The sequence below is a fragment of the Streptomyces sp. N50 genome, from assembly GCF_033335955.1.
Lineage (GTDB): Bacteria > Actinomycetota > Actinomycetes > Streptomycetales > Streptomycetaceae > Streptomyces.
On record NZ_CP137549.1, the window covers coordinates 4,784,181 to 4,803,869 of the forward strand.

At 72.7% G+C, this 19,689-nt stretch carries 23 protein-coding genes; 5 read left to right on the top strand and 18 right to left on the bottom strand.

Features of this window, described 5'->3' with window-relative positions; all coding sequences use genetic code 11:
- Positions 1 to 8 precede the first annotated feature (8 nt).
- The 7 genes from R2B38_RS21275 to R2B38_RS21305 all read right to left on the bottom strand — a co-directional run bounded on the left by R2B38_RS21275 (position 9) and on the right by R2B38_RS21305 (position 5,796).
- Positions 9 to 917: a YihY/virulence factor BrkB family protein gene (locus R2B38_RS21275; RefSeq protein WP_318017650.1), complete on the bottom strand. Its 909-nt coding sequence runs from the start codon at positions 915 to 917 to the stop codon at positions 9 to 11.
- Complete coding sequence (locus tag R2B38_RS21280; protein ID WP_318017651.1) at positions 907 to 1,494, bottom strand: hypothetical protein; 588 nt, start codon at positions 1,492 to 1,494, stop codon at positions 907 to 909. Before R2B38_RS21280 ends, R2B38_RS21275 begins: the two co-directional genes overlap by 11 nt.
- An 82-nt stretch (positions 1,495 to 1,576) precedes the next feature.
- On the bottom strand, positions 1,577 to 2,590 hold the full coding sequence (locus tag R2B38_RS21285) for a DUF6286 domain-containing protein (protein WP_318017652.1): 1,014 nt from the start codon (positions 2,588 to 2,590) through the stop codon (positions 1,577 to 1,579).
- Positions 2,587 to 2,772, bottom strand: coding sequence for a hypothetical protein (locus R2B38_RS21290; protein ID WP_318017653.1), 186 nt, complete (start codon positions 2,770 to 2,772; stop codon positions 2,587 to 2,589). Before R2B38_RS21290 ends, R2B38_RS21285 begins: the two co-directional genes overlap by 4 nt.
- A gap of 63 nt (positions 2,773 to 2,835) precedes the next feature.
- On the bottom strand, positions 2,836 to 3,342 hold the full coding sequence (locus tag R2B38_RS21295; RefSeq protein ID WP_318017654.1) for an Asp23/Gls24 family envelope stress response protein: 507 nt from the start codon (positions 3,340 to 3,342) through the stop codon (positions 2,836 to 2,838).
- Positions 3,343 to 3,478: 136 nt separating this feature from the next.
- The gene (locus R2B38_RS21300) at positions 3,479 to 4,129 is read right to left on the bottom strand and encodes a fasciclin domain-containing protein (protein WP_318017655.1); all 651 of its coding nucleotides are present in this window, start codon (positions 4,127 to 4,129) and stop codon (positions 3,479 to 3,481) included.
- A 77-nt stretch (positions 4,130 to 4,206) separates the two neighbouring features.
- Complete coding sequence (locus R2B38_RS21305) at positions 4,207 to 5,796, bottom strand: sulfite oxidase (RefSeq protein WP_318017656.1); 1,590 nt, start codon at positions 5,794 to 5,796, stop codon at positions 4,207 to 4,209.
- Between the two features lie 180 nt (positions 5,797 to 5,976).
- Between R2B38_RS21305 and R2B38_RS21310 the strand changes: the two genes are divergently transcribed.
- From R2B38_RS21310 to R2B38_RS21320, 3 genes are read left to right on the top strand one after another with little or no spacing between them, the layout of a single operon-like run.
- Positions 5,977 to 6,561, top strand: coding sequence for an RNA polymerase sigma factor (locus R2B38_RS21310; RefSeq protein ID WP_318017657.1), 585 nt, complete (start codon positions 5,977 to 5,979; stop codon positions 6,559 to 6,561).
- The gene (locus R2B38_RS21315) at positions 6,558 to 7,229 is read left to right on the top strand and encodes an Asp23/Gls24 family envelope stress response protein (RefSeq protein WP_318017658.1); all 672 of its coding nucleotides are present in this window, start codon (positions 6,558 to 6,560) and stop codon (positions 7,227 to 7,229) included. The genes R2B38_RS21310 and R2B38_RS21315 overlap by 4 nt, the downstream gene beginning before the upstream one ends.
- A complete protein-coding gene (locus R2B38_RS21320) occupies positions 7,226 to 7,585 on the top strand; it encodes a hypothetical protein (protein WP_318017659.1) in 360 nt (119 codons plus the stop codon). Before R2B38_RS21315 ends, R2B38_RS21320 begins: the two co-directional genes overlap by 4 nt.
- A gap of 28 nt (positions 7,586 to 7,613) precedes the next feature.
- Here R2B38_RS21320 and R2B38_RS21325 read toward each other — a convergent pair whose 3' ends face one another.
- The 6 genes from R2B38_RS21325 to R2B38_RS21350 form a co-directional block, all read right to left on the bottom strand.
- Positions 7,614 to 8,366: an anti-sigma factor gene (locus R2B38_RS21325; RefSeq protein WP_318017660.1), complete on the bottom strand. Its 753-nt coding sequence runs from the start codon at positions 8,364 to 8,366 to the stop codon at positions 7,614 to 7,616.
- Positions 8,363 to 8,947 carry an ECF RNA polymerase sigma factor SigK gene (sigK, locus tag R2B38_RS21330; protein WP_318017661.1) on the bottom strand — a complete coding sequence of 195 codons (585 nt, stop codon included), beginning with the start codon at positions 8,945 to 8,947 and terminating at the stop codon, positions 8,363 to 8,365. The genes R2B38_RS21325 and sigK overlap by 4 nt, the downstream gene beginning before the upstream one ends.
- 143 nt (positions 8,948 to 9,090) lie before the next feature.
- Complete coding sequence (locus tag R2B38_RS21335) at positions 9,091 to 10,221, bottom strand: lactonase family protein (protein ID WP_318017662.1); 1,131 nt, start codon at positions 10,219 to 10,221, stop codon at positions 9,091 to 9,093.
- Positions 10,222 to 10,370: 149 nt separating this feature from the next.
- Positions 10,371 to 10,637: a hypothetical protein gene (locus R2B38_RS21340; protein ID WP_318017663.1), complete on the bottom strand. Its 267-nt coding sequence runs from the start codon at positions 10,635 to 10,637 to the stop codon at positions 10,371 to 10,373.
- Between the two features lie 87 nt (positions 10,638 to 10,724).
- Positions 10,725 to 12,386 carry a transglycosylase domain-containing protein gene (locus R2B38_RS21345; protein WP_318017664.1) on the bottom strand — a complete coding sequence of 554 codons (1,662 nt, stop codon included), beginning with the start codon at positions 12,384 to 12,386 and terminating at the stop codon, positions 10,725 to 10,727.
- Positions 12,383 to 13,504, bottom strand: coding sequence for a sigma factor-like helix-turn-helix DNA-binding protein (locus R2B38_RS21350; RefSeq protein ID WP_318017665.1), 1,122 nt, complete (start codon positions 13,502 to 13,504; stop codon positions 12,383 to 12,385). The genes R2B38_RS21345 and R2B38_RS21350 overlap by 4 nt, the downstream gene beginning before the upstream one ends.
- A 158-nt stretch (positions 13,505 to 13,662) precedes the next feature.
- Here R2B38_RS21350 and R2B38_RS21355 point away from each other — a divergent pair, with 158 nt between their 5' ends.
- Positions 13,663 to 14,175, top strand: a complete 513-nt coding sequence (locus tag R2B38_RS21355) for a SigE family RNA polymerase sigma factor (RefSeq protein WP_318017666.1) — start codon at positions 13,663 to 13,665, stop codon at positions 14,173 to 14,175.
- On the top strand, positions 14,168 to 14,875 hold the full coding sequence (locus R2B38_RS21360) for a hypothetical protein (protein ID WP_318017667.1): 708 nt from the start codon (positions 14,168 to 14,170) through the stop codon (positions 14,873 to 14,875). Before R2B38_RS21355 ends, R2B38_RS21360 begins: the two co-directional genes overlap by 8 nt.
- A 13-nt stretch (positions 14,876 to 14,888) precedes the next feature.
- Here R2B38_RS21360 and R2B38_RS21365 read toward each other — a convergent pair whose 3' ends face one another.
- Genes R2B38_RS21365 through R2B38_RS21385 form a run of 5 tightly spaced genes read right to left on the bottom strand, consistent with a single transcriptional unit; the run spans position 14,889 to position 19,222 of the window.
- Positions 14,889 to 15,440, bottom strand: coding sequence for a hypothetical protein (locus R2B38_RS21365; protein ID WP_318017668.1), 552 nt, complete (start codon positions 15,438 to 15,440; stop codon positions 14,889 to 14,891).
- A gap of 47 nt (positions 15,441 to 15,487) precedes the next feature.
- Positions 15,488 to 16,942, bottom strand: a complete 1,455-nt coding sequence (locus R2B38_RS21370; RefSeq protein ID WP_318017669.1) for a hypothetical protein — start codon at positions 16,940 to 16,942, stop codon at positions 15,488 to 15,490.
- Positions 16,939 to 17,748, bottom strand: coding sequence for an ABC transporter ATP-binding protein (locus tag R2B38_RS21375; protein WP_318017670.1), 810 nt, complete (start codon positions 17,746 to 17,748; stop codon positions 16,939 to 16,941). Before R2B38_RS21375 ends, R2B38_RS21370 begins: the two co-directional genes overlap by 4 nt.
- 56 nt (positions 17,749 to 17,804) lie before the next feature.
- Complete coding sequence (locus tag R2B38_RS21380) at positions 17,805 to 18,653, bottom strand: zf-HC2 domain-containing protein (protein WP_318021757.1); 849 nt, start codon at positions 18,651 to 18,653, stop codon at positions 17,805 to 17,807.
- Between the two features lie 8 nt (positions 18,654 to 18,661).
- Positions 18,662 to 19,222, bottom strand: coding sequence for an RNA polymerase sigma factor (locus tag R2B38_RS21385; RefSeq protein WP_318017671.1), 561 nt, complete (start codon positions 19,220 to 19,222; stop codon positions 18,662 to 18,664).
- Between the last annotated feature and the right edge of the window lie 467 nt (positions 19,223 to 19,689).

The following is a 19,689-nucleotide window of genomic DNA, read 5'->3' on the forward strand; positions in this document are numbered from 1 at the left end:
GCCCGTTGTCAGGCCTGACCTGTGCCGGTACCGGTTTTGCCCCCGGCGTCCTTGGCCAGCTCCGCCGAGAACTGCGCCCCGCTGAGCAGCGCCAGGTTCGACAGCCACAGCCACACCAGGAAGACGACACTGCCCGACAGCGACCCGTACAACCTGCTGTACGCACCCAGCGTCGTCGCGTACGTGGAGAAGCCCGCGGAGACGATCAACCACAGTGCGGCGGCCAGCACGCCCCCGGGCAGGCTGTGTCCGCGGCGCCGGGCGCCCGCCGGGCCGGTGTGGAAGACGACCACGACGAGCAGGGCCACCAGGCACAGCAGCACCGGCCAGCGCAGCAGGTCCCATGCCCAGGCGGCGGTCTCGTCCACCCCGGCCATGCGGCCGACCGCCTCCGCGAGCGGGCCCGTCAGCAGGAGCGTGAGGGAGCCGACGAGGAGCAGGCCGAGCAGCACCAGCGCGGTCAGTACGATGCGCGGTGCCTTGCGCCAGGGTGAGCGCCGGTCCTGCGTGCCGTGCATGCGGTGCAGGGCGCGGCGGAACACGGCCAGGTAGCTCGTGGACGACCAGAGGGCGCTTACGCTGCCGGCCACCAGCAGGGGCCACGCGGTGCGGTCCGTGCGCAGGACGTGGGTCAGGGCCGCGTGCAGTTCCGTGCCCGAGTCGGCCGGGGCGTACGCCGTCACGTGGGTGACGAACTCCTCCGCCGTGTCCGGGCTGATCATCCCGAACGCGATGACCGTCGCCAGCATCGCCGGCAGCACCGCGAGGATCGCGTAGTACGTCAGCGCCGCCGCGTAGTCCGAGATGTCGTCGTTCCACAACGACACCGGGGTGCGGCGCAGCGCGGGCCACCAGGCCGCCGGTGGCCGGAACCCGGCGATGCGGCGGACCCGGCCGACGTACGGCTCAGCGGACATGGGGCGCCCGGTGGTGGGAGGCGGCGCTCAGCCGGAGTCGGGTGTGGGTGGCGTACGGGGCCGCCGCGCCCTCGGCTTCCGCCGTCACCGTGCGGAGGGTGGGGAGTACGGCGGCCGGGGTGGTGTCCGGGTTCAGCCAGACCCGGAGCTCCACCTCCAGGCGCCGCCCGCGCCGGGGCAGCACCCGCGCGTGCCCACGCGCCACCCCGGGTACGGCCGACGCCCGCGCCGCCAGCGCCTCGGCCAGCGCCTGCGGACGTACCGTGCAGCCGGGGGAGGGGAGCGCCAGCCGCCGCCCCGACCCCGAACTCCCTTGCCTGAGCGCCCAGTACGCGAACACCAGGGTCAGCCCGACCGCCCCGGCCAGCACGCCCGGCGTCCACCAGCCCTCACCCCGCATCTGCGCCAGCCACCCCGGCCCCAGCAGCACGGCACCCGTGTCGGGCGAGGGCCACCAGGACGGCAGCCGGCGCGCGACGGTCCGGTCCGTGGCCGCGAGCCAGGAACCGGCGAGCAGGAGTCCAAGTCCGGTGACACCGAGGGCGGTTCGGTTGATGGCCGTGTGGGTGGCGCGCATCACTGGTCAACTTCCTTGATGGGGACGGTGGTTCAGGGGGGAGGGGGTGATGTGGGTGGGGGCGCCGGGCAGTTGGAGTGCGTCAACCGTCAAGACCGTTCGTGGCTACGACAGTTTCCGGCACCGAGGCCGGCTTGGGCGGCTGCCACACCGGGTCCGGGGTGACGGTGACGCGTATCCGGGGTTCGTGGCGCAGCCGGCAGGAGGTGACGGCGGCGCGCGCGGCCGCCGTCACCGCGGCGGACACCTCGGCCCGGTCGCCGAAGGCCAGCCCCGCCCGCACCGCGATCCTCCGGCGTCGTACCCGGACCCGTACCGCCCCGGCACCGGCCACGTCGGCCACCGCGTCGCGGACCAGGGACTCGACCGCCGAGCGGTCCACGGCGGCGTCGACGCGCTCGGCCGCCGAACGGACGGTGGCCCGGTGCCGTAGACCCGGAGTGACGGCGAGCACGATCATCCAGACGCCGAGCAGGGCCGTCAGGCCGCCCGCGAGCACCACGGCCGGGTCCCCGGGGCCGTGCCCGGAGAGCCAGTGCACCGCCGAGACGCGCCAGGCCGCCGCCGCACGGTGGGCCAGGTGCACCTCGATCAGGTCCACGGCGAGTGCACCGCAGCCGAGCGCGGCCACCGAGGTCAGCAGGGCGACCGGGACGCGGCGGCCGGACCACCAACGCCTGGGTGTTTTGGGGGAGTTGGTCTCCTCGAACGGGGGCACCGGAGCGCGGGAGTATCTCGGCGCCGCGAGGGCGGTGACGTTGACGCGTGCGGTCGGTACGTCCAGGCCCGTCAACTCCCGCGTACGTTCCACCACATGGCGCTGGACGTCCCGTGCGCCGTCGGCCAGCGGGGCCGGATAGGGCAGCGTCACGCCGAGGGACACCTCCGCCTTCCGGCCCCGTACGGTCGCCGTCGCCCGGGCCGCGCGGCCGGGCAGCGCCTCGGTGGTCGCCCGCTCGGCGATCCGTCGGACCGCGCGCTCCGAGACGGTGGTGGTGCCCCGCTGTGCGGCGGGCGCGGGCGCGGGCGCGGGTGTGGATGTGGGTGTGGGTGCGGCTGGGGTCGCAGGCGCGGGCGCCGTTGCGGCGGTGGTCATCGACGGCTCCGTTCGAACGCGTCCCGTACGTCCTGGACGCTGCCGCCGCGTTCGAACCACCGGCCCAGCGCCCAGCCGAGGCCGCCGAGCGCGGCCACCAGCAGGAAGGCGCCGAAGCCGCCGAACCAGCCGGCGAACGCCAGGGCCATGCCCGCGATCATGCCGACGAACGGTGTGTTCATGCCCGTCCACCTCCACCTCTCCACCGGATCCACCACTCCTGCCCGTGCCCCTGACCGGGCGCCCTACTCCACCCGGGCCTCGCCGGTGTGCGCGGTCTCGTCCTCGTCGGGCAGGTGGACGTCGTTGACGGTGACGTTCACCTCGACGACCTCAAGACCGGTGATGCGTTCGACCGCGGAGATGACGTTCTCCCGCACGTCCTGGGCTACGTCCATCACGGACACCCCGTACTCGACGACCAGGTCCAGGTCGATCGCCGTCTGCCGCTCGCCCACCTCGACCTTCACGCCGCGCCCCACGTTCGGCCGGCCACCGGGCACGCGGTCGCGCACGGCGCCGATGCTCCGCGAGAGACCGCCGCCCATGTCGTGCACGCCGGGGATCTCCCGGGCGGCGATCCCGGCCACCTTCACGACGACGACGTCGGCGATCGACGTACGGCCGCGGTCGGCGGCGGGCTGGTCGGCGCCGGTGGCTCCGCCGGATACGGCGGTGGTGGCCGGGTCCTTGCCGGTACGGCCGTTGCCGGTACGGACGTCCGTGGCGACCGGTGCTGTCTGAGTGGTCATGGCGTGCCCTCTCTTCGCTTCTTCTGTCGCGGCTTCTTCTGTCGCGTTCGCCGGTTCGTGGCCGATGCGCTCTCACCTCTTCAGACCCGTGCCCGCCGCGTCTGTGACGCGGCGGGCACGGGAAATCCTTCGGGCGTCAGGCAGTCGGCATCAGCACCGTGTCGATGATGTAGACGGTGGCGTTGGCGGTCTTGACGTTGCCGCAGACCACCTTGGCGGAGTCGTTGACGGTGTACGACTCACCGGAGCCGGCGGTGGTCAGCTTCGACTTCTCCAGGGTGTCGAAGGAGCCCTTCTCCAGGTCCTTGGGCGTGAGCTGCTGCCCCACGACGTGGTACGTGAGGATCTTGGTCAGCTGGGCCTTGTCGTTGAGGACCTTGTCCAGGGTGGCCTTCGGGATCTTCGCGAAGGCGTCGTTGGTCGGCGCGAACACGGTGATGTTCTGGGCGTTGTTGAGGGTGTCGACGAGCCCGGCCTTCTTCACCGCGGCCACGAGCGTGGACAGCGCCGGATTGTTGGAGGCGGCGGTGGCCACCGGGTCCTGCGCCATGCCGTCGAAGGAACCGGAACCGCTCTTCGGGACGGCCGCGCAGCCGGTGCCGAAGGGCTGGTCGGCCGAGGCGGCGGCGGTGGACCCGGTCATGCCGTCCTGGGAGGTGGACGTGGCGGATGCCGACGACTTCGCGGAATCACCGCTGCCGTCCGAACAGGCGCTCAGGGCCAGTGGCAGTACGGCGGTGGCGGCGAGGACGACGGCGGTACGGCGGATACGGACACGGGTGTTCATGAGGGTTCTCCTGTAGATCGGTACGGCGACGGACGCCGCCGGTACACGGGGGCGGGAAAGACGGTCTGTGGGGTCGGTCAGTCGACGGTCACGACCACGGAGTGCCGTCCGCTGGCGCCGTCGGGGATGGTCTTGGTCCGTTTCTCCGTCTGCACCTGGCCGGTGCGGTCGGTGGCGCGGACGGTGAGGGTGTGGCCGCCCTTGGTCGCCCGCCAGGGGAAGGACCACTGGCGCCAGGTGTCCCGGGTGTCCTCGGCGGCCAGCCGGGCCTCCTGCCAGGGGCCGTCGTCGACGCGGATCTCGACCTTGTCGATGCCGCGGTGCTGGGCCCAGGCGACCCCGGCCACCATCACCGTCCCGGACTTCGGCCGGGCGAACGGCTTCGGAGTGTCGATCCGCGACTCGGTCTTGATCGGCGCCTTGCGGGCCCAGCCGCGCTTGACCCAGTAGGGGTCGTAGGCGTCGAACGTCGTCAGCTCGATGTCCTTGATCCATTTGCAGGCCGAGACGAAGCCGTACAGGCCGGGCACGACCATGCGGACCGGGAAGCCGTGCGCGAAGGGCAGCGGCTCGCCGTTCATGCCGAGGGCGAGGAGGGCGTCGCGGCCGTCCATCAGGTCCTCGACCGGGCTGCCGATCGTCATGCCGTCCACGGAACGCGCCACCAACTGGTCGGCCGGGCCGCCCTCGGACGGTGGCTTGACCCCCAACTCGGCCAGCAGGTCGGCCAGTTGTACGCCGATCCAGCGCGCGTTCCCGACGTACGGGCCGCCGACCTCGTTCGACACACAGGTGAGCGTGATGTCGCGCTCGATCAGGTCGCGCCGCAGCAGGTCGTCGAAGGTGAGGGTGAGCGGGCGGCGTACGCCCTGGCCGTGGATGCGCAGCCGCCAGGTCGTCGCGTCCACCTTTGGCACCACGAGGGCGGTGTCGACGCGGTAGAAGTCGCCGTTGGGGGTGATGAAGGGGCTGACGCCGGGGACGCGCAGCCCGGCGCCCTTCGGTACGGCCCTCGCCCGGGAGCCCGGCGCGGGCAGGACCAGGTTCCGGCGGGAGGCGACCGCGTCCCGGCCGCCCGCACCGCTCAGCGAACGGCCGAGCAGCCCGGCACCGGCGGACCCGACGGCGGCCGCGCTCGCCGCGATCACGAAACCGCGCCGGTCCCATCCCGCACCGGGGGGCGCCACGGTGTCCTGGTCGGCTGTTCCCCGGGGCCGGAGTCGGCCGATCAGGACGTACAGCACCCCGGAGCCGACGACGGCGCCGACCACCGAGGGCAGCGCGTCCGTGAGCCCCGTGGAATCCGGCCGGCCCGTCGCCGCGACCGCGCCGACGACCCCGAACAGCAGCACACCGGCCGCGCCCGTACGCCGGAATCGCAGCGCGACCATTCCCAGGGCCAGTGCGAAAAGCGCCAGTACCGCGAGAATTCCCAGCTGGAGAAAGAGTTTGTCGTTCGTGCCGAAATGGCGGATCGCCCAGTCCTTCACGGCGGCGGGCGTACGGTCGATCGCCGCGCCCCCGACCGCGACGACCGGCCCGGCCTGCGGACGGATCCCGCCCGCCACGGCCTCGGCGACCGCGAGCGCCGCGAGACCCGCCAGCGCGCCGCTGAGCGCGGCGAGCGGCAGCAGTGCTTTGTCGGGTTTCCGCTTGTTCTCGGTCACGGGGGGAATCCGGTTCCGAAAGCCGCGCGGATTGGTCGCCCCACGATCGGATGAATTCTTTTTCCGGGCCAATCCGCGGCCGCCTCGGCTCCGGAAGAAAAGACTGAGGGGGTACTCGCGTCACAGGGACGGCGCGGCCGTGTCCAACCCTCGTACAGACCGGACGAGAGGAGCCGCCCAGTGGCGGGGCCCCGCACACCCGACGCACCACCGGACACCCGGGCCGAGACCGATGACGCCTTGCTGGCGGTCCGGGCCGCGGAAGGGGACGAGGACGCCTTCGCCGTGCTCGTGCACCGGCACGCACCGGCGCTGATCCGGCTCGCCACGAGTCTGCTCGGTACCGGCGCGGAGGCGGAGGACGCCGTACAGGACGCCTTTCTCAGTGCCTGGCGGCGGCTGCCGGAGTTCCAGGGGCGCAGCGCCTTCGGCACCTGGATGTACCGGATCGTCACCAACCGCTGCCTGAACGTGCTGCGTTCGCGCAGACCGGTGGCCTCGCTGGAGGCGGCCGGTGACGTGGCCGCCGCCGAACACACCACCTCCCCGGCCCGGATCGCCGAGGGCCGTGGCGCGGTCCGCGAACTGCGCGAGGCCCTCGACCTGCTCTCGGCCGAACAGCGCGCGTGCTGGGTGCTGCGCGAACTGGACGGCCGTTCCTACGAGTTCATCGCGGACGCGGTCGGGATCAGCCAGGAGGCCGTCCGCGCCCGGGTGTTCCGCGCCCGCCGATCTCTGACCCAAGCAATGGGGGCCTGGCGATGACCGACCGCACCGACCAGCCGAACACCACGGCCGCCGCCTCGGCCGCCGCCCCGGCCGACGACGAACTCCTGCCCTGCGGACGGCTGTTGTCGCGGACCTGGGAGGACTGGGAGCGGGGCGCGGACGACCCGCACCTGCGCACCTGCCCGCACTGCCGCCAGGCCGTGCGCGGGCTCGACGACCTGGAGTCGGTGGTGCGCGGCCTCCAGGCGGAGACGGACACCGCCGCCTCCGCCTACGACACCGAGCCGCTGACCCGCCGGATCATGGACGTCGTACGCCTCGAACTGCGTCCGGGGCGCCCGCTGCCCCTGGGTGAACCCGTCGAGGACCTCTGGATCATGGAGGCGGTCGTGGCACGCGCGCTGCGTGCGGCGGCCGAGTCGGTGCCGGGGGTCCGGGCCGGTTCCTGCCGGCTGCGCGAGGGCGGCGATGGTGACGGCGACGGCGGCACGGTCGAGGTCCGGCTGGAGATCCACGCCCCGGCCGACGCCCCGCTGCCCGAGCTCGCGGCCCGGGTCCGCGAACGCGTGTGGGAGGCCGCGGACCGCGAACTGGGCATGGACATCACGGCAGTTGACATCCGGGTGACGGACCTGGTGCCCGCCTCGCTGTCCGACGACGACGATGACGAGGATGACGACGATCAGGAAGGCGGTGCCGCATGACCGCGCAGCACGCCGAGGAATCCGCGCCGTACGGGAACCCGGCGCTCGCGACGCTCGCCGCGGAAGTCGCCACGGCTGTGGAGAGCGTCTCCGGGGTCGCCTTTCTCCGGCCGGGGCTGACGGACCGGCTGCGGTCGGCGGTGTCGCGGCCCGGGGCGGCGCCCGCCGGGGTGCGGATGAGCCGTCCGGACGGTGACGGTCCCTGGCAGGTCGAGATCCATGTGGTCGCGCTGCGCCGGGCCAGGACCGTGGACGTGGCACGCGGGGTCCGGGACACCGTCGAGCGGCACCTGGACACCCTGGCGCCCGCGCGGTCCGCGCCGCGGGTCACCGTGACGGTCACCGGGCTCGTCTGACCGCGCCGCCCGCGTGCCGTCCCCCGCCTCAGCTCGGGAAGGTCATCAGCGCGAGCGGGGCGGAGGTGGGGTGGGGCGAGCCGCCGTCCGGTTCGACGGTGATGCCCATGCCCGACGAGCCGTCGACGGTGCCTCGCAGCAGGACGGCCTGGTCGGTGCGGGCGGGGTTCATCAGACCGGCCGACCGCATCGTTCCGCCGTCGTCGAACCACAGCTGGTAGACCTTGCCGCCCGGCGGCCGGGCCATCCCGGAGACCACGAACACGGCCCGGTCCCGGTCGCGCGAGACGACGACGGTACCCGTGGCACCCCCGGCCAGCCCGGCGGCCCGGGTCCGGGCGTCCGGGGCGGCCAGCACGGCGGCGATCTCATCCGACGCCTGCGTGGCGTGCCGTGCCTGGTCGCGGGCGTCCTCGGCCCGCTGGTGCTGCCACACCGCCGTACCGCCGAGCGCCGTGGCCGCCGCGAGACAGGCGGCGAGCGCCCAGCGGGAGAGCGTACGGCTGCGGAGGCGGGCCAGTGCGGTGCGGTTCTGGGGGCGCCTGCCGGGGGTCTCCTGGCGGACGCCGGTGATCCGGCGCAGTACCTGTGCGCGCAGTGCGGCCGGGGGCGTCGAGGCGACGGCGAGGCCCAGGCGGGCGGCGGTCGCGCTCAGCTCGGCGGTCTCCTCCGCACAGGGTTCACAGCCCGTGAGGTGCCGTTCGAACGCGGTGCTCTCGTCGTCGGGCAGTGCGTGCAGGGCGTAGGCACCGGTCAGCCGGTGCAGGTCGGTGGTCGTCACGCGGTCACCCCCAGGCAGTCGCGCAGCCGGATGAGTCCGTCGCGCAGGCGGGTCTTCACGGTGCCCAGCGGCAGCGCCAGCGCCTCCGCCACCTCGCGGTAGGTCAGGCCCCGGTAGTACGCCAACGTGACGGACTGGCGCTGGAGTTCGGTCAGGGTGCGCAGACAGCGCCGTACCTGTTCGCGCTCCAGCCGGGCCTCGACGCGTTCGGCCACCTCGTCGTACTCGGGGAGCTGTGCGAGCAGCGCGGCCTTGTGGTCCCGGGCCGCCGCGGCGTCCACCGAGCGCACCCGGTCCACCGCCCGGCGGTGCGCGAGGGTGAGGATCCAGTTGACGGCGGTGCCGCGGTCGCGCCGGTAGCGGGGAGCGGTCCGCCACACCTCCACCAGCACCTCCTGCGTCACCTCCTCCGACTGCGCCTGGTCGCGCAGTACCGCCCGCACGACACCCAGCACCGGCCCCGCCACGGCGTCGTAGACCCCCGCGAAGGCGTCCTCGTCCCCGAGGGCCACCCGGCCGACCAGTTCCTCCAGGTCGGGCCCCGCTGCCGGGTTCCTGCCGATACGCACTGCTTCTTTCACCGAGGGCCTCCGCGGTCGGGACATGTCCGGGCGTAATCCGTTCCTGCCGGGACCTTGGATTGGATGCGGTGCCAACGAAAACACCGGGAGAACGGGTACGGGTCCGGGGCCCGCCTCGGTACGGGCCCCGGTGCCGGTCCCGGTCAGCCGGCGACGATCCCCTCGCCGCCGACCGCCCCCGGCACCACGACCGAGCCGATCGCGGTGAGTGACCCCTTCGGGCCGACCCGGAACTCGTCCACCGTGCCCTGGGCGCCCGTCTGGACGTACAGGTACCGGCCGTCCGAGGAGGCCGCCGCGTCCACCGTGCCGGGGTGGGTGGCCGTGTTGCCGAGTGCGGTGAGCCCGCCGTCGGGGCCGACCCGGTAGCCGGAGAGGGTCCCGCTGGCCGCGTTGGAGACGTAGAGCTGGTCACCGGCGGTCACCGCCCAGCAGGTGGCGGTCTGCCCCGTCGGGACGGTCCCCTTCGCCGTCAGTCCGCCGTCACGCCCGACCGTGAAGGTGCCGACCGAGTTGGTCCCGGCCTCCGTCACCCGGATCCGCCCGGCGGAGTCGAAGGCGAACCCGAACGGCACGGCGCCGGGGGTCGAGGTCACCACGGGCCGGGCGGACGGTCCGCCGTGGGCGCCGACCGGGAAGACGTCGATGCTCTGCCCCGAGGCCTTGGTGGTGACGACGAGCTTCGAGCCGTCCGGCGTGAAGGAGATCTGCCCGACGGCCGAAGTCGCCTTGTCCAGACCGAGGTCGCGATGCCAGGAGGGGACCTTGACCAGCCGCTCACCGGTCCGTACGAAGCCCTGGACGGAACCGCCGCCGAGCGTGTTGGCGACGTAGACCCGGTCGCCGTGGAAGGTGACGCCGACCGGGAAACTCCCGCTGCTGGAGATCTCCTGGACCCGCCGCAGGTGCGTGCCGTGCACGGCGAAGACGGTCACGGTGTCGCTGCCCGCGTTCACGGCGTAGAGCAGCTGGTGGTGCCGGTCGTAGGCGAGCGACCCCTGCGAGGCGAGGTGGTCGGCGACGGTACCGGCCAGCATGCCGCCCTTGCCGCCGGTGGCGTAGACCCCCTTCTGGGCGAGGGTGCCGTCGGCGGCGCGGGCGTAGGCCACGACGGTGTTCGCGGCGGTGTTGTCGCTCTGCACGAACACGCTTGCGCCGCCGCTGTGTTGAGGGTTGCGGTGCGCGTCGGCGGCGACGGCTGCGGGCGCGGCGAAGAGGGCGGCCGCGGCGAGTGCGGCGCCGGTGCCGATGACGCGGGCCTTGGTGATGGTCATGCGTGCGTACTCCTCTTGCGGGAAAGGGGAATGGGGGCCGGCGGGGTTCTCACGCGCGTCGCCGGACGATTCGCAACGCTAGACCGAGAGCGACGGGACGAAACGCCCATAGTGCGCACTTCTGGTCGACGTCCCAGGTTCGTAAGAGGTCATGAAGGCCGGTGGACGCCGAAGAAGAAGCTCAGCACGACCGTGACAGTGAAGGTGACGGTCAGCCGCAGCGCCCACGCGGCGGCCGAACCGTCCTCGATCGCGGAGGTGAAGTCGGGCCCGTGCAACAGCGCACTGCCCAACGGGAACGAGCCCGCACAGCTCAACAGGCAGACCCACAACGGCGGTTCGTTCGCCACGATGAGCACCGAGGCCGAGACGACGACGATCACACTGAGGACGACGGTGAGCGAAGTGATGTCCATGGCCGTAAGCATTCCGTCGCCCGGCCGTCGATTCGTCGACGCGACGGAGGAGCGGAGCCTCTACCCAGAGATGGAGAAGCCCCCCGCCTACCCCACCCCTGCCGTGGCCAGCCCCCAGATCTGGGCCGCTGTCTCCGCTGCGGACTCGGCCGGTGGTGGGTCGTTCGGGAGTTGGGCGGGCGCCGTCGTGTTCTTCTTCTCGCCGGGGCGGTCGGCGAAGAGGGCCACGGTCAGGGTGAGTTGGGGGTCGAGGGTGGTGGACCAGAGGGTTCGGCGGGTGGTGCCGCCGCCTGCTCCGGCCGTGAAGGAGGCCGGAAGGGTCTGGGGGGTCTTCTGGGCGGTGAGGGGCGATGGGATCGCCTCGGATGTCTTGGACATCTGCGCGCTCACCATGAACACGTCCCGTTCGTCCAGCAGGCGCCGTGTGTCGGGGTGCGCGGTGTACAGCTGGCGGCCGTCGCGGGTGATCTTCGTGATCGTGTACGGGGTCGCGTACACGCCGTTCGCCGCCACCGTCGCGTAGGCCGAGGCCAGTTTCAGCGGGGTGGGGGCGGGGGTCTTCCGGAGGTCGGTCAGGGGGGAGGGGAGGCGGACCTTGGCGAAGGGGTCCAGGGCCGTTCCCGCTTCTACGGCGCCGCGCACCGCGTCGTTGAACGGCTGGCGGGCGTAGTCCGAGCCGCCGTAGAGGAGCCGGACCGCTCCGTCGCCGGGTTCGATCGCCACGACCGCCGTGTGCAGGGTCGTGCCTTTGCCGGCCTTGAGGTTCTTCACCGCCTCCGTCGTGGCGTCCTGGAGGGCCAGGTCGAATGTGGTGTGGACGGTGTAGCCGCCGCGGGCCAACTGGTCCTCAGTGATGCCGAGTTCGTCCGCCGCCTCCTGCGCCGCCACGTCGATCATGTACTGCCGTTGCCCCTCGGTCGTGCCCGGCGGGTAGAAGCGGAAGGCCGGGAAGGTGGCGTCGGCGCGTTGCTTCGGTGTGATCGTGCCGCTTGTCGCCATCGCGTCCAGGACCCAGGTCCAGCGTGCTTTGAGGGTGGCGGTCACCGTCGGGTCGGAGCCCGCCTTCTCGTAGTACGACGGGATGTTGACGATCGACGCGAGCGCGGCGCCCTGGGAGACGGTCAGGTTCCGGGTGTCCACGCCGAAGTAGTTGCGGGAGGCGGCCTGGATTCCGGCCGAACCCCGGCCGAAGTAGACCGTGTTGAGGTAGCCCGCCAGGATGTCGTCCTTGGACCGGGTGCGGTCGAGCTTGATCGCGATCAGGGCCTCGCGGGCCTTGCGGGACAGGGACTGTTCGGGGCTCAGCAGGGCGTTCTTCACGTACTGCTGGGTGATGGTGGAACCGCCCTGCCGTTCGCCGCCGGTGAGGGAGGCCAGTACCGCTCGGGCGATGGCCCGCGGCGAGACTCCGTCGTCCGTGCGGAAGGAGCGGTTCTCGGCCGCGATCACCGCGTCCTGGACGTACCGCGGGACCTGCGGGAGGGGTACCTCCTGACGGTCGACCGGGCCGCGTCGGCCCAGGTAGGAGCCCTTGTCGTCCACGAAGACCGTGCTCTGCGTGACCGTCTCCGGGTGCGGCTCGGGGATGCCCGTCAGGCGGTACGCGACGACCGCCGCCGTGCAGAGGGACGCGATCAGGAGCACGAGGGCGACGAGGAGTCGGCGCAGCAGGCGGCCCCGGGTGCGGCGGAGGCGCAGGCGGAGCGGGATGCGCCGCAGGTGGGCGCGGGCCCGGGTGCGGTGCTTCACTCGGCCGCCCCGCCCCGTGCGACGGCCTTGCCGGCCGCGTCGTACACCGTGACGGTCGGGCCGCCGTCGACGGAACTCGCCTTCAGCTCCTCCGGCGACAGCGGTGTGCGCGCGTACCAGACGCCCCAGCCGGGGCTGCCCGCGAGCGTGAGGACCGTACCGGTGATGCGGCGGTCCTCGACGGTGACCTCGACGCGTGCCGGGTCGGCGGACAGGCCTCGGTAGAGGCCCGACAGGAAGTACGACGTGTTGTTCAGCGGGTCGGGTTGTACGGAGACGGTCGGTTTCCCGCTCTCGGCGCCGACTTGGGAGTCGTTCCCGTAGTCACCCTTCTGGTAGCTGTGTCGGTATTTGTAACCGCTCTCGGAGCCGTCACCGGTTAGGTCGAGGAACAGGTTCTGCGCCTCGGGTGTCGACCAGTGCTTGCCGTCGGCGGTCAGCCAGACCTGCACCCCGGGTACGGCGTCCACCCGTTCGCCGGGTGCGACGATCCGGACCGGGCTCTGCGCCACGTCGGAAACCCCGCCACCCGAACCGGCCGTAGAACCGCCGCTCATGAACCGGTCCGCGCCGAACACAACCCCTGGCACGAGCAGCAGCGCGCAGGCTGCCGCGACTGCTCCCCTACGACGCCGCCGTAGCGCCCGGCCGCGTTGTTCCACGGCGTCGAGCGGAACGTCGTCGGACGGGACCAGGCCGGCAGCGGCCTCGGCGAAGAGCTCCCGCAGGCGCTCGGCATCACCCCCGTGAACCGCCAGCCCCCGCCGGGCCCGGCTCCTCACCGCACCGGAAGACCAGCCGAGCAGCTGGGCGATCTCCGCCTCGCGCAGGCCCTCCCAGTGCAGGAGCACGAGTACGGCCCGCTGGGCCTTCGCGCGGCGGGTCCGGCCCCGCGCTCCGCGCAGATACTCCTTGACCAGGGACCGCCGTACGTAGAAGTCCACGTCGTCCCGGGGTATTCGGCGCCACCGCGCGCACACCCGCACCAGGGTTCTCCGCGTCAGCTCGGTCGCCTCTCCGGGGGCGCCCGGGGTGCCGGAGAGCAGGTGGGCGGTGGTGTGCAGCCTGGGCAGGCTCGTGTGCGCGTAGGGGGCGAAGTCGTCGGGGGAGTGCGGCACTTCGGGGGTCCTCCGGTACGGCTGTGGGGGAAGTGGATCCAGGGGCGCGTGTTTGTCGTCTTTCCTGTGGGGCGTGTGGTGAGGACGCGGCCATCGGGACCTGTACGCACGGCGAGGGCGGTCAGGTTGCACGGGAATTCCAAGACTCCGGTGAGGTCATGACCGAGGACGAGTTCGACGCCTTCTACGCGGCCGCGTTTCCCCGTCTCACCGGTCAGCTCTCGGCGTTCACCGGGGACAGGGAGGAGGCGCAGGACGTGGTCCAGGAGGCGTTCGTACGGGCCTGGGACCGGCGCGGGGACTTCCTCGCGGACGAGGCGCCCGAGGCGTGGATCCGTACGGTCGCCATGCGGCTGGCGGTGAGCCGCTGGCGCCGGGCCAGGCGCTGGCTGGAGTTGGTGCGCCGCACTCCGCCGCCCGGGGCGGTGCCGGGACCCGACCCCGATCACACGGCACTTGTCGCCGCGCTGCGCCAACTGCCCAAGGCACAGCGGATGGTGATCGTCCTGCACCATCTGTGTGACGTGAGTGTCGAGCAGATAGCCTCCGACACGGGTGCGCCGGTGGGGACCGTCAAGGCCAGGCTGTACCGGGGGCGGGCGGCGCTGGCGAAGCATCTGGCGGTCGACGAGGCGGACGCGTCGGTTCGGAAGGAGAGCGGCCGTGTCTGACGAACTCTCCACCGCTCTGCACGAGTTGGCGGCAGACAACGAGAGCTTCCCGGCGCTCAGCGGCGCCGAGGTCCGCGGCCGCGCCGTGCGTCGGGGGCGTCGGCGGATGGCGGGCGTGCTGGGTGCGGGGGCGGTGGCCTGCACCCTTGTCGCCTTCGCGCTGACCGTGGGTTTCACGCACTCCGCGGAGGACGGGAACGGACGTCAACTCCCGGCCGCCACCCACGCCGAGCCCGTCCCCTCCCCCCGGGTCCCCTCTCCTCGGGTCACCTCCCCCCGGGTCACCTCCCCCGAGGTGGTAACTCCCGTACCGCGCGCGTCCGTCACCGGCACGGTCGTCCTCGGCAAGCGCGCCCTGATCGTCGGGGGCCGGGTCATGCCGATGACCTCCGGCCTCCCCGACAGCCCGGAGCCGACAGGGCCGTTGACCGTCTACAAGAAGCACGAGACCAAGGTGGTGACCGTCACCGACCTGACCGGCGGAGTCGCCTACACCACGACGATCTCGCTCGCGGTCGAACTCCGCGATGTCAACAACGAACCGGTCTACGTCGGCATCGCCTTCTCCTCCAAGGAGAAGAGCACCGGCGAGCAGGACACCGGCGCCGGCTGGATCGGTCTCGACTCGGCCGACGCCAAGTGGTTCTACGAGGACGCGAAGATCGGAAGCGTCCTCGCGGTCACCGGCGCCACGTCCTGACACCGCCTACCGCCTACCGCCTCGGCCCCGCGAGCGCGTATGCCGCGGTGCCGACTCCCAGCAGAAGCACGGCAGTCCAGGTACCCGCCGCCGCGCCGGCCGGCAACAGCATCCAGGTCGCCACCCGCATCGCCGTACCCGTACCGGCCGGCGCGAAGAACGAGAACGACAGCCAGCCGAACGGCAGCGTCCACGCGTACCGCCCGCCCGAGAGCGCCGCACCCAGCGCGGCAAGCCCCGTCAGCCCCGCACTGTCCCGCACGACGAACCCGGCGTCGGCCATGGATGTCCCCATACCCGAGCCCACCCCCTGCACGGCCACCAGCACCGCCGCGACCACCGCCCCGCCAAGCAGCACATGCGCCGCCCTGCGCGGCACCCAGCGGATCGCGGCCGTCCGGTCCAGCGCGAGATCCTGCCCGCTGAGCCCGATCGACGCGGCCATCACCCCGGTGGCGAGGACGAGCACGGGCACCCGTGGATCACCGGCCCCTTGGCCGCCGTCCCCGCCAAGCACCCGCATCGCCGCCGCGCCGATCGCCAACGCGGCGAAGGACGCGGGCACTTGACGCGAACGTGCGTACAGCGTCAGCCACCTAGCCGGTAGCCGTGTCACCGGGACGCCCCGCCCGACAGCACGTCAAACGGGTCCCCCTTGCAAGCCAGCGCAGCGCCCCGCATGGCGTTGATGCGCGCGACCTGCTCAGCACGCGGAAGCGCCATGAGCCTCTTCCACACCGGGCGGGTCTTGGCGTCGACCCCGTACCGTCCGGCCGCCGGTATGCCGGGCAGCGGCCTCAGTTCCCCCAGGACCCAGCCCACCGCGACGGTCTGCGCGTACTGGTCGCCCCCGAAGCCGCTCCAGCCGACCGGAGTGCACCCCGGCACCAGGCTCTTGGCGAGGAGGGCCCAGGTCAGCTGCTGCTCGCCCCTCGCCGCCGTGACGAGGTCGTCGTCGAAGTCGAAGAGCACCGCCGTACGGGACCACTTCGGCGTGGAGCCGTACGCCTGCACGACGTTGTTCTCCCGCACCGAGACCGGCGCCCGTCCGCCCAGCGCGCCGCGCAGCAGCCGTAGCGCTTCCTTGCCGGGACCGGCCAGTGCGGCGAGGTGGTCCTGGTGCGTCCTCGTCACGCACACCGGCCCGTCGCACACCAGCTCCGCGGCGGCCTTGTCGACGACGTACATCCGGCTCGGGTCGGAGGGGAGGACGAGCAGGGCGAGGAGCGCGCCCGCGAGGACGGGGGCGAGGGCGATCAGCCGGGCGCGGCGGGTCGCGGCGGCCAGGAGCGCGAAGCCGGTCGCGGCCATGCCGAGGACCCAGATCGTCTGCCCGACGTGGACGGAGGCGGAGAGCGTGACGAGGGCGCTGTGGACCTCGTCGACCTCGGGTGACAGCAGGGAGAGGCGGTTCGGTTCCGTGGTCGTGAAACCCGTCGCCGGTTCGGTCGTCGCCGTACGGCCGAGCGACATGTGCATGAGGGCGGTGAACGCGAAGGCGCTCATGGCCAGCAGGGGCGGGGTGAGCGCGGACGGCAGGGCCCGTCCGACGCCCATGCCCAGCACGGCCCCCGCGACGAGGAACAGCGCTCCCACGAGGGAGATCGGCAGCCAACCGGCGTGCGTGTAACCGGTGTTGGCGAGCACCTGGACCCCGCCCACGAGGACGAGAAGCGCGTAGGCCGAGGCCAGTGCGATCGCCGCCGCGCCCGCCGGTACGGCCACGCGGTGCCGGGCCGGACGCGGTGTGCTCGTCAGCAGCTCCACCATCCTCGAACGGCGGTCGCGCAGCCCCTGCAACGCCCCGAACCCCACGGCGAGCGGCCACAGATAGAACAGCAGGCTCCGGGTCCACAGGGCCAGGGACGTCCACTGGGCCGTCCACGCCGTGGTGCCGTTCCACCAGCTGCCGTTCACCAGATACAGGAACGCCAGCGCGCTCGCCAGGATCACACCGCCGGCCCAGGGGGCGACGGAGCGTCTCAACTCGGTACGCAGGACACGGAAGTTGACGTCGATGTGCGGGACGCGGACGTTCAAGTCGGCTGGCGGGATGCGGTAGTTCACCAGGAGCCCCGCTCCCGCTCGGGGTCCAGCAGCAGCGCCGAGTAGCCCCGCTCCAGCGGGCTGTCGCCCACATGCTCGGGACCACCCGCCGCGGCCAGCTCGTCCGGGGTGCCCTGGAAGACCAGCCGCCCCTCGGCGAAGAGCACCACATCACCGCAGGCGGCGGCGACATCCTCGACCAGATGGGTCGACACGACCACACACGTGTCCGCGCCCAACTCCTGCAACAGCCCCCGGAACCGCAGCCGTTGGGCCGGATCCAGCCCGGCCGTGGGCTCGTCGAGCAGCAGGATCGCCGGATCGTTGACGATGGCCTGCGCGATCCCGACCCGGCGCACCATCCCACCGGACAGCGCCTTCATCCGCTCCTCGGCCCGGTCGGCCAACCCCACGCGTTCCACGGCCCGTTGCACCGCACCGGGGATCTCCGCCTTCGGCACTTCCTTCAACCAGGCCATGTACTCCACGAATTCCCGCACGGTGAACCGCTTGTAGTACCCGAACTCCTGCGGCAGATACCCGATCCGCCGCCGCAGCGCCCGATGCTCACCCACCCCGCCCGCGGACTCCCCGAGCAGCTCCAACGTCCCCTCGGCGGGCCGCAGCACGGTGGCCAACGCCCGTATGAGAGTGGTCTTTCCGGCCCCGTTGGGCCCGAGCAGCCCGTGCACCCCGGTCCCCAACGACAGGTCCAGCCCGTCGACGGCCATCCGCTTCCGGCCGGCCCTGACCTTCAGCCCGGCGGCCCGGATCTCCCAGGCGTAGGGCGTCGGCGCGAGGTCGGCCGCGCTCACTGCGGGCATCATGTGATGGTCCTTTCCAACTGGGTTCTCCACGGCTCTTGTTGTCGATCTCCCGCCGGTCACCGATGGGCTCCCAGCACGGAGTACGCGCCCCGGCGGACGAACACGACCCCGACGCCGAGTGCGAGAACCAGCCCCCACACCGGCAGCCCGCCCGCCTGCAGCGCGAAGGTCGTCCGGTCGGCGGCCACGGTCGGCGTCAGAACCACGGCGGCCCACACGGCCACGACCGCGACGGCGGCACGGGTCACCCCGACGACACCGCCGAGCGCCAGGGTCGTGGACGTGAAGGCCAGACAGGGCAGCAGCCACTGCACGGCCGTCACCCCCGGCACCCCGGTGGCCCAACCCCCCACCAGCAGCGCCGGAACGACGACCGCGAGCACGGAAGCCGTACGCCGCAACACCAGTTGGAGCCCGGCCCTGGGCACCGACGCCGTCAACTCGTAGGCGGGATCGAGCCCTTGGGACCACGACGCCGCGACACCGAGCACCGGCAGCACCGGCGCGAGCAGCAACACCACCGACACCCGGCCGGCCCCGACCCCGAACCCGTAGCCGCCCCCGACCAGATCGAGCAGCAGCGCGAGCAGAGTGACGCTCACGACCATCCCCACCCACGGCACCATCGTCGGCGTCAGCCAACTCGACACCCGCACCGGCCGATACCGCCGCCGCGCCACCGGCACATCCAGCCGAGGCTCCAGCCCGTCCCGCACACTCCCGACGAGCGCCGCGACCTCCGGCACATCCGAGGCGACGACCGCCGCGAGCCGGTCCCGGCACACCCGACACATCTCCAAATGGGCTTCTACGGCCCACAGTTCATCGGCGGTGAGGTCGTCACCGCCGCCGAGTCCGCGCGCGTACCTGTCGATGATCCGCGCGGAAGCGTGCTCCACGCCCATGCCGGCCCTCATGTCAGCGCCCTCCGCATCGCGATCCGGGCCCGGCGCGCACGGGTCTTGACCGTGCCCTCGGGCAGCCCGAGCAGGACGGAGGTCTCCCGGACGGACAGCCCGTCGAGCACCAACGCCTGCAGTACTTGCCGGAGTTCCGGCGCGAGGGTCCGCAGCGCGTCCCCGACGTCCCCGCCGACGGTCGCCGCGAGCACCTCCTCCTCGGCGCCGGGCGCGGCGCCGACGGACGCGGCGGCCGGCGGCGGCTCGGCGTGATGGGCCCGCCGCCGGAAGGCGTCGACGAGCCGCCGCGCCGCGATCGTCCACAGCCACCCGACGGCCGTACCGCCCACCGAGGCCCCCGCGAACGCCCCCGCCGCCCGCCACACCGCCAGATACGTCTCCTGCATCACCTCGGCGACGATCTGCTCGTCGGCACAGCGCCGGCGCAGCCGCACCGCCATCCACGGCGCGGTACGCCGGTACAGCTCGTCGAACGCCGCACGGTCGCCCCGCGCCACCAGCCGCACGAGACGCTCCTCGTCCAGCTCGCCGGGTGCCTTCCTGACTGATCTCACACCGGCTAGACGCGGGGCGGGGGCCACCGGTTTTCCCCTCGGTGTGAGCCGCGTCACACAATCAGGGGCGCTGCTCTGTGTGCCGTCGGCTTCGCCCGGGTGGTGTCGCGGGCAACCAGGCCGGGGCGATCAACTCGCCGGGGCGACACCGGGGACCGGGCACGGCGCTCGCACGGACGGTCGGGGCGCGGTCGCCGCCCGCGCGGTGGCAGGGAAGCGCCGACCCGCCGGGTGACCGGCGCCGGCGACCGCTCCGACGTCCGCGCACGTCCGGCCCGGCACCGGTTTCCACGCCTACGGCGTGCTGACCTCGCCGGGCGACCTGACCGGGGAGGGCCGCCCCGACCTGACCTGACCGCCCGCGACACCACCGGCCGATGGCGGCGGCGCGCGCCGAGATTGCAGCGCCGGCCGGTCAGTCGGGCTGGTCAGTCGGGCTGGTCAGTCGGGCTGCTCAGTCGGGCTGC

What these genes read in the sequence shown, in the direction of transcription:
- R2B38_RS21275 (WP_318017650.1), bottom strand. Translation starts at nt 917, where the DNA reads ATGTCCGCTGAGCCGTACGTCGGCCGGGTCCGCCGCATCGCCGGGTTC.
- R2B38_RS21280 (WP_318017651.1), bottom strand. Translation starts at nt 1,494, where the DNA reads ATGCGCGCCACCCACACGGCCATCAACCGAACCGCCCTCGGTGTCACC.
- R2B38_RS21285 (WP_318017652.1), bottom strand. Translation starts at nt 2,590, where the DNA reads ATGACCACCGCCGCAACGGCGCCCGCGCCTGCGACCCCAGCCGCACCC.
- R2B38_RS21290 (WP_318017653.1), bottom strand. Translation starts at nt 2,772, where the DNA reads ATGAACACACCGTTCGTCGGCATGATCGCGGGCATGGCCCTGGCGTTC.
- R2B38_RS21295 (WP_318017654.1), bottom strand. Translation starts at nt 3,342, where the DNA reads ATGACCACTCAGACAGCACCGGTCGCCACGGACGTCCGTACCGGCAAC.
- R2B38_RS21300 (WP_318017655.1), bottom strand. Translation starts at nt 4,129, where the DNA reads ATGAACACCCGTGTCCGTATCCGCCGTACCGCCGTCGTCCTCGCCGCC.
- R2B38_RS21315 (WP_318017658.1), top strand. Translation starts at nt 6,558, where the DNA reads ATGACCGACCGCACCGACCAGCCGAACACCACGGCCGCCGCCTCGGCC.
- R2B38_RS21320 (WP_318017659.1), top strand. Translation starts at nt 7,226, where the DNA reads ATGACCGCGCAGCACGCCGAGGAATCCGCGCCGTACGGGAACCCGGCG.
- R2B38_RS21335 (WP_318017662.1), bottom strand. Translation starts at nt 10,221, where the DNA reads ATGACCATCACCAAGGCCCGCGTCATCGGCACCGGCGCCGCACTCGCC.
- R2B38_RS21340 (WP_318017663.1), bottom strand. Translation starts at nt 10,637, where the DNA reads ATGGACATCACTTCGCTCACCGTCGTCCTCAGTGTGATCGTCGTCGTC.
- R2B38_RS21355 (WP_318017666.1), top strand. Translation starts at nt 13,663, where the DNA reads ATGACCGAGGACGAGTTCGACGCCTTCTACGCGGCCGCGTTTCCCCGT.
- R2B38_RS21375 (WP_318017670.1), bottom strand. Translation starts at nt 17,748, where the DNA reads ATGATGCCCGCAGTGAGCGCGGCCGACCTCGCGCCGACGCCCTACGCC.
- R2B38_RS21380 (WP_318021757.1), bottom strand. Translation starts at nt 18,653, where the DNA reads ATGGGCGTGGAGCACGCTTCCGCGCGGATCATCGACAGGTACGCGCGC.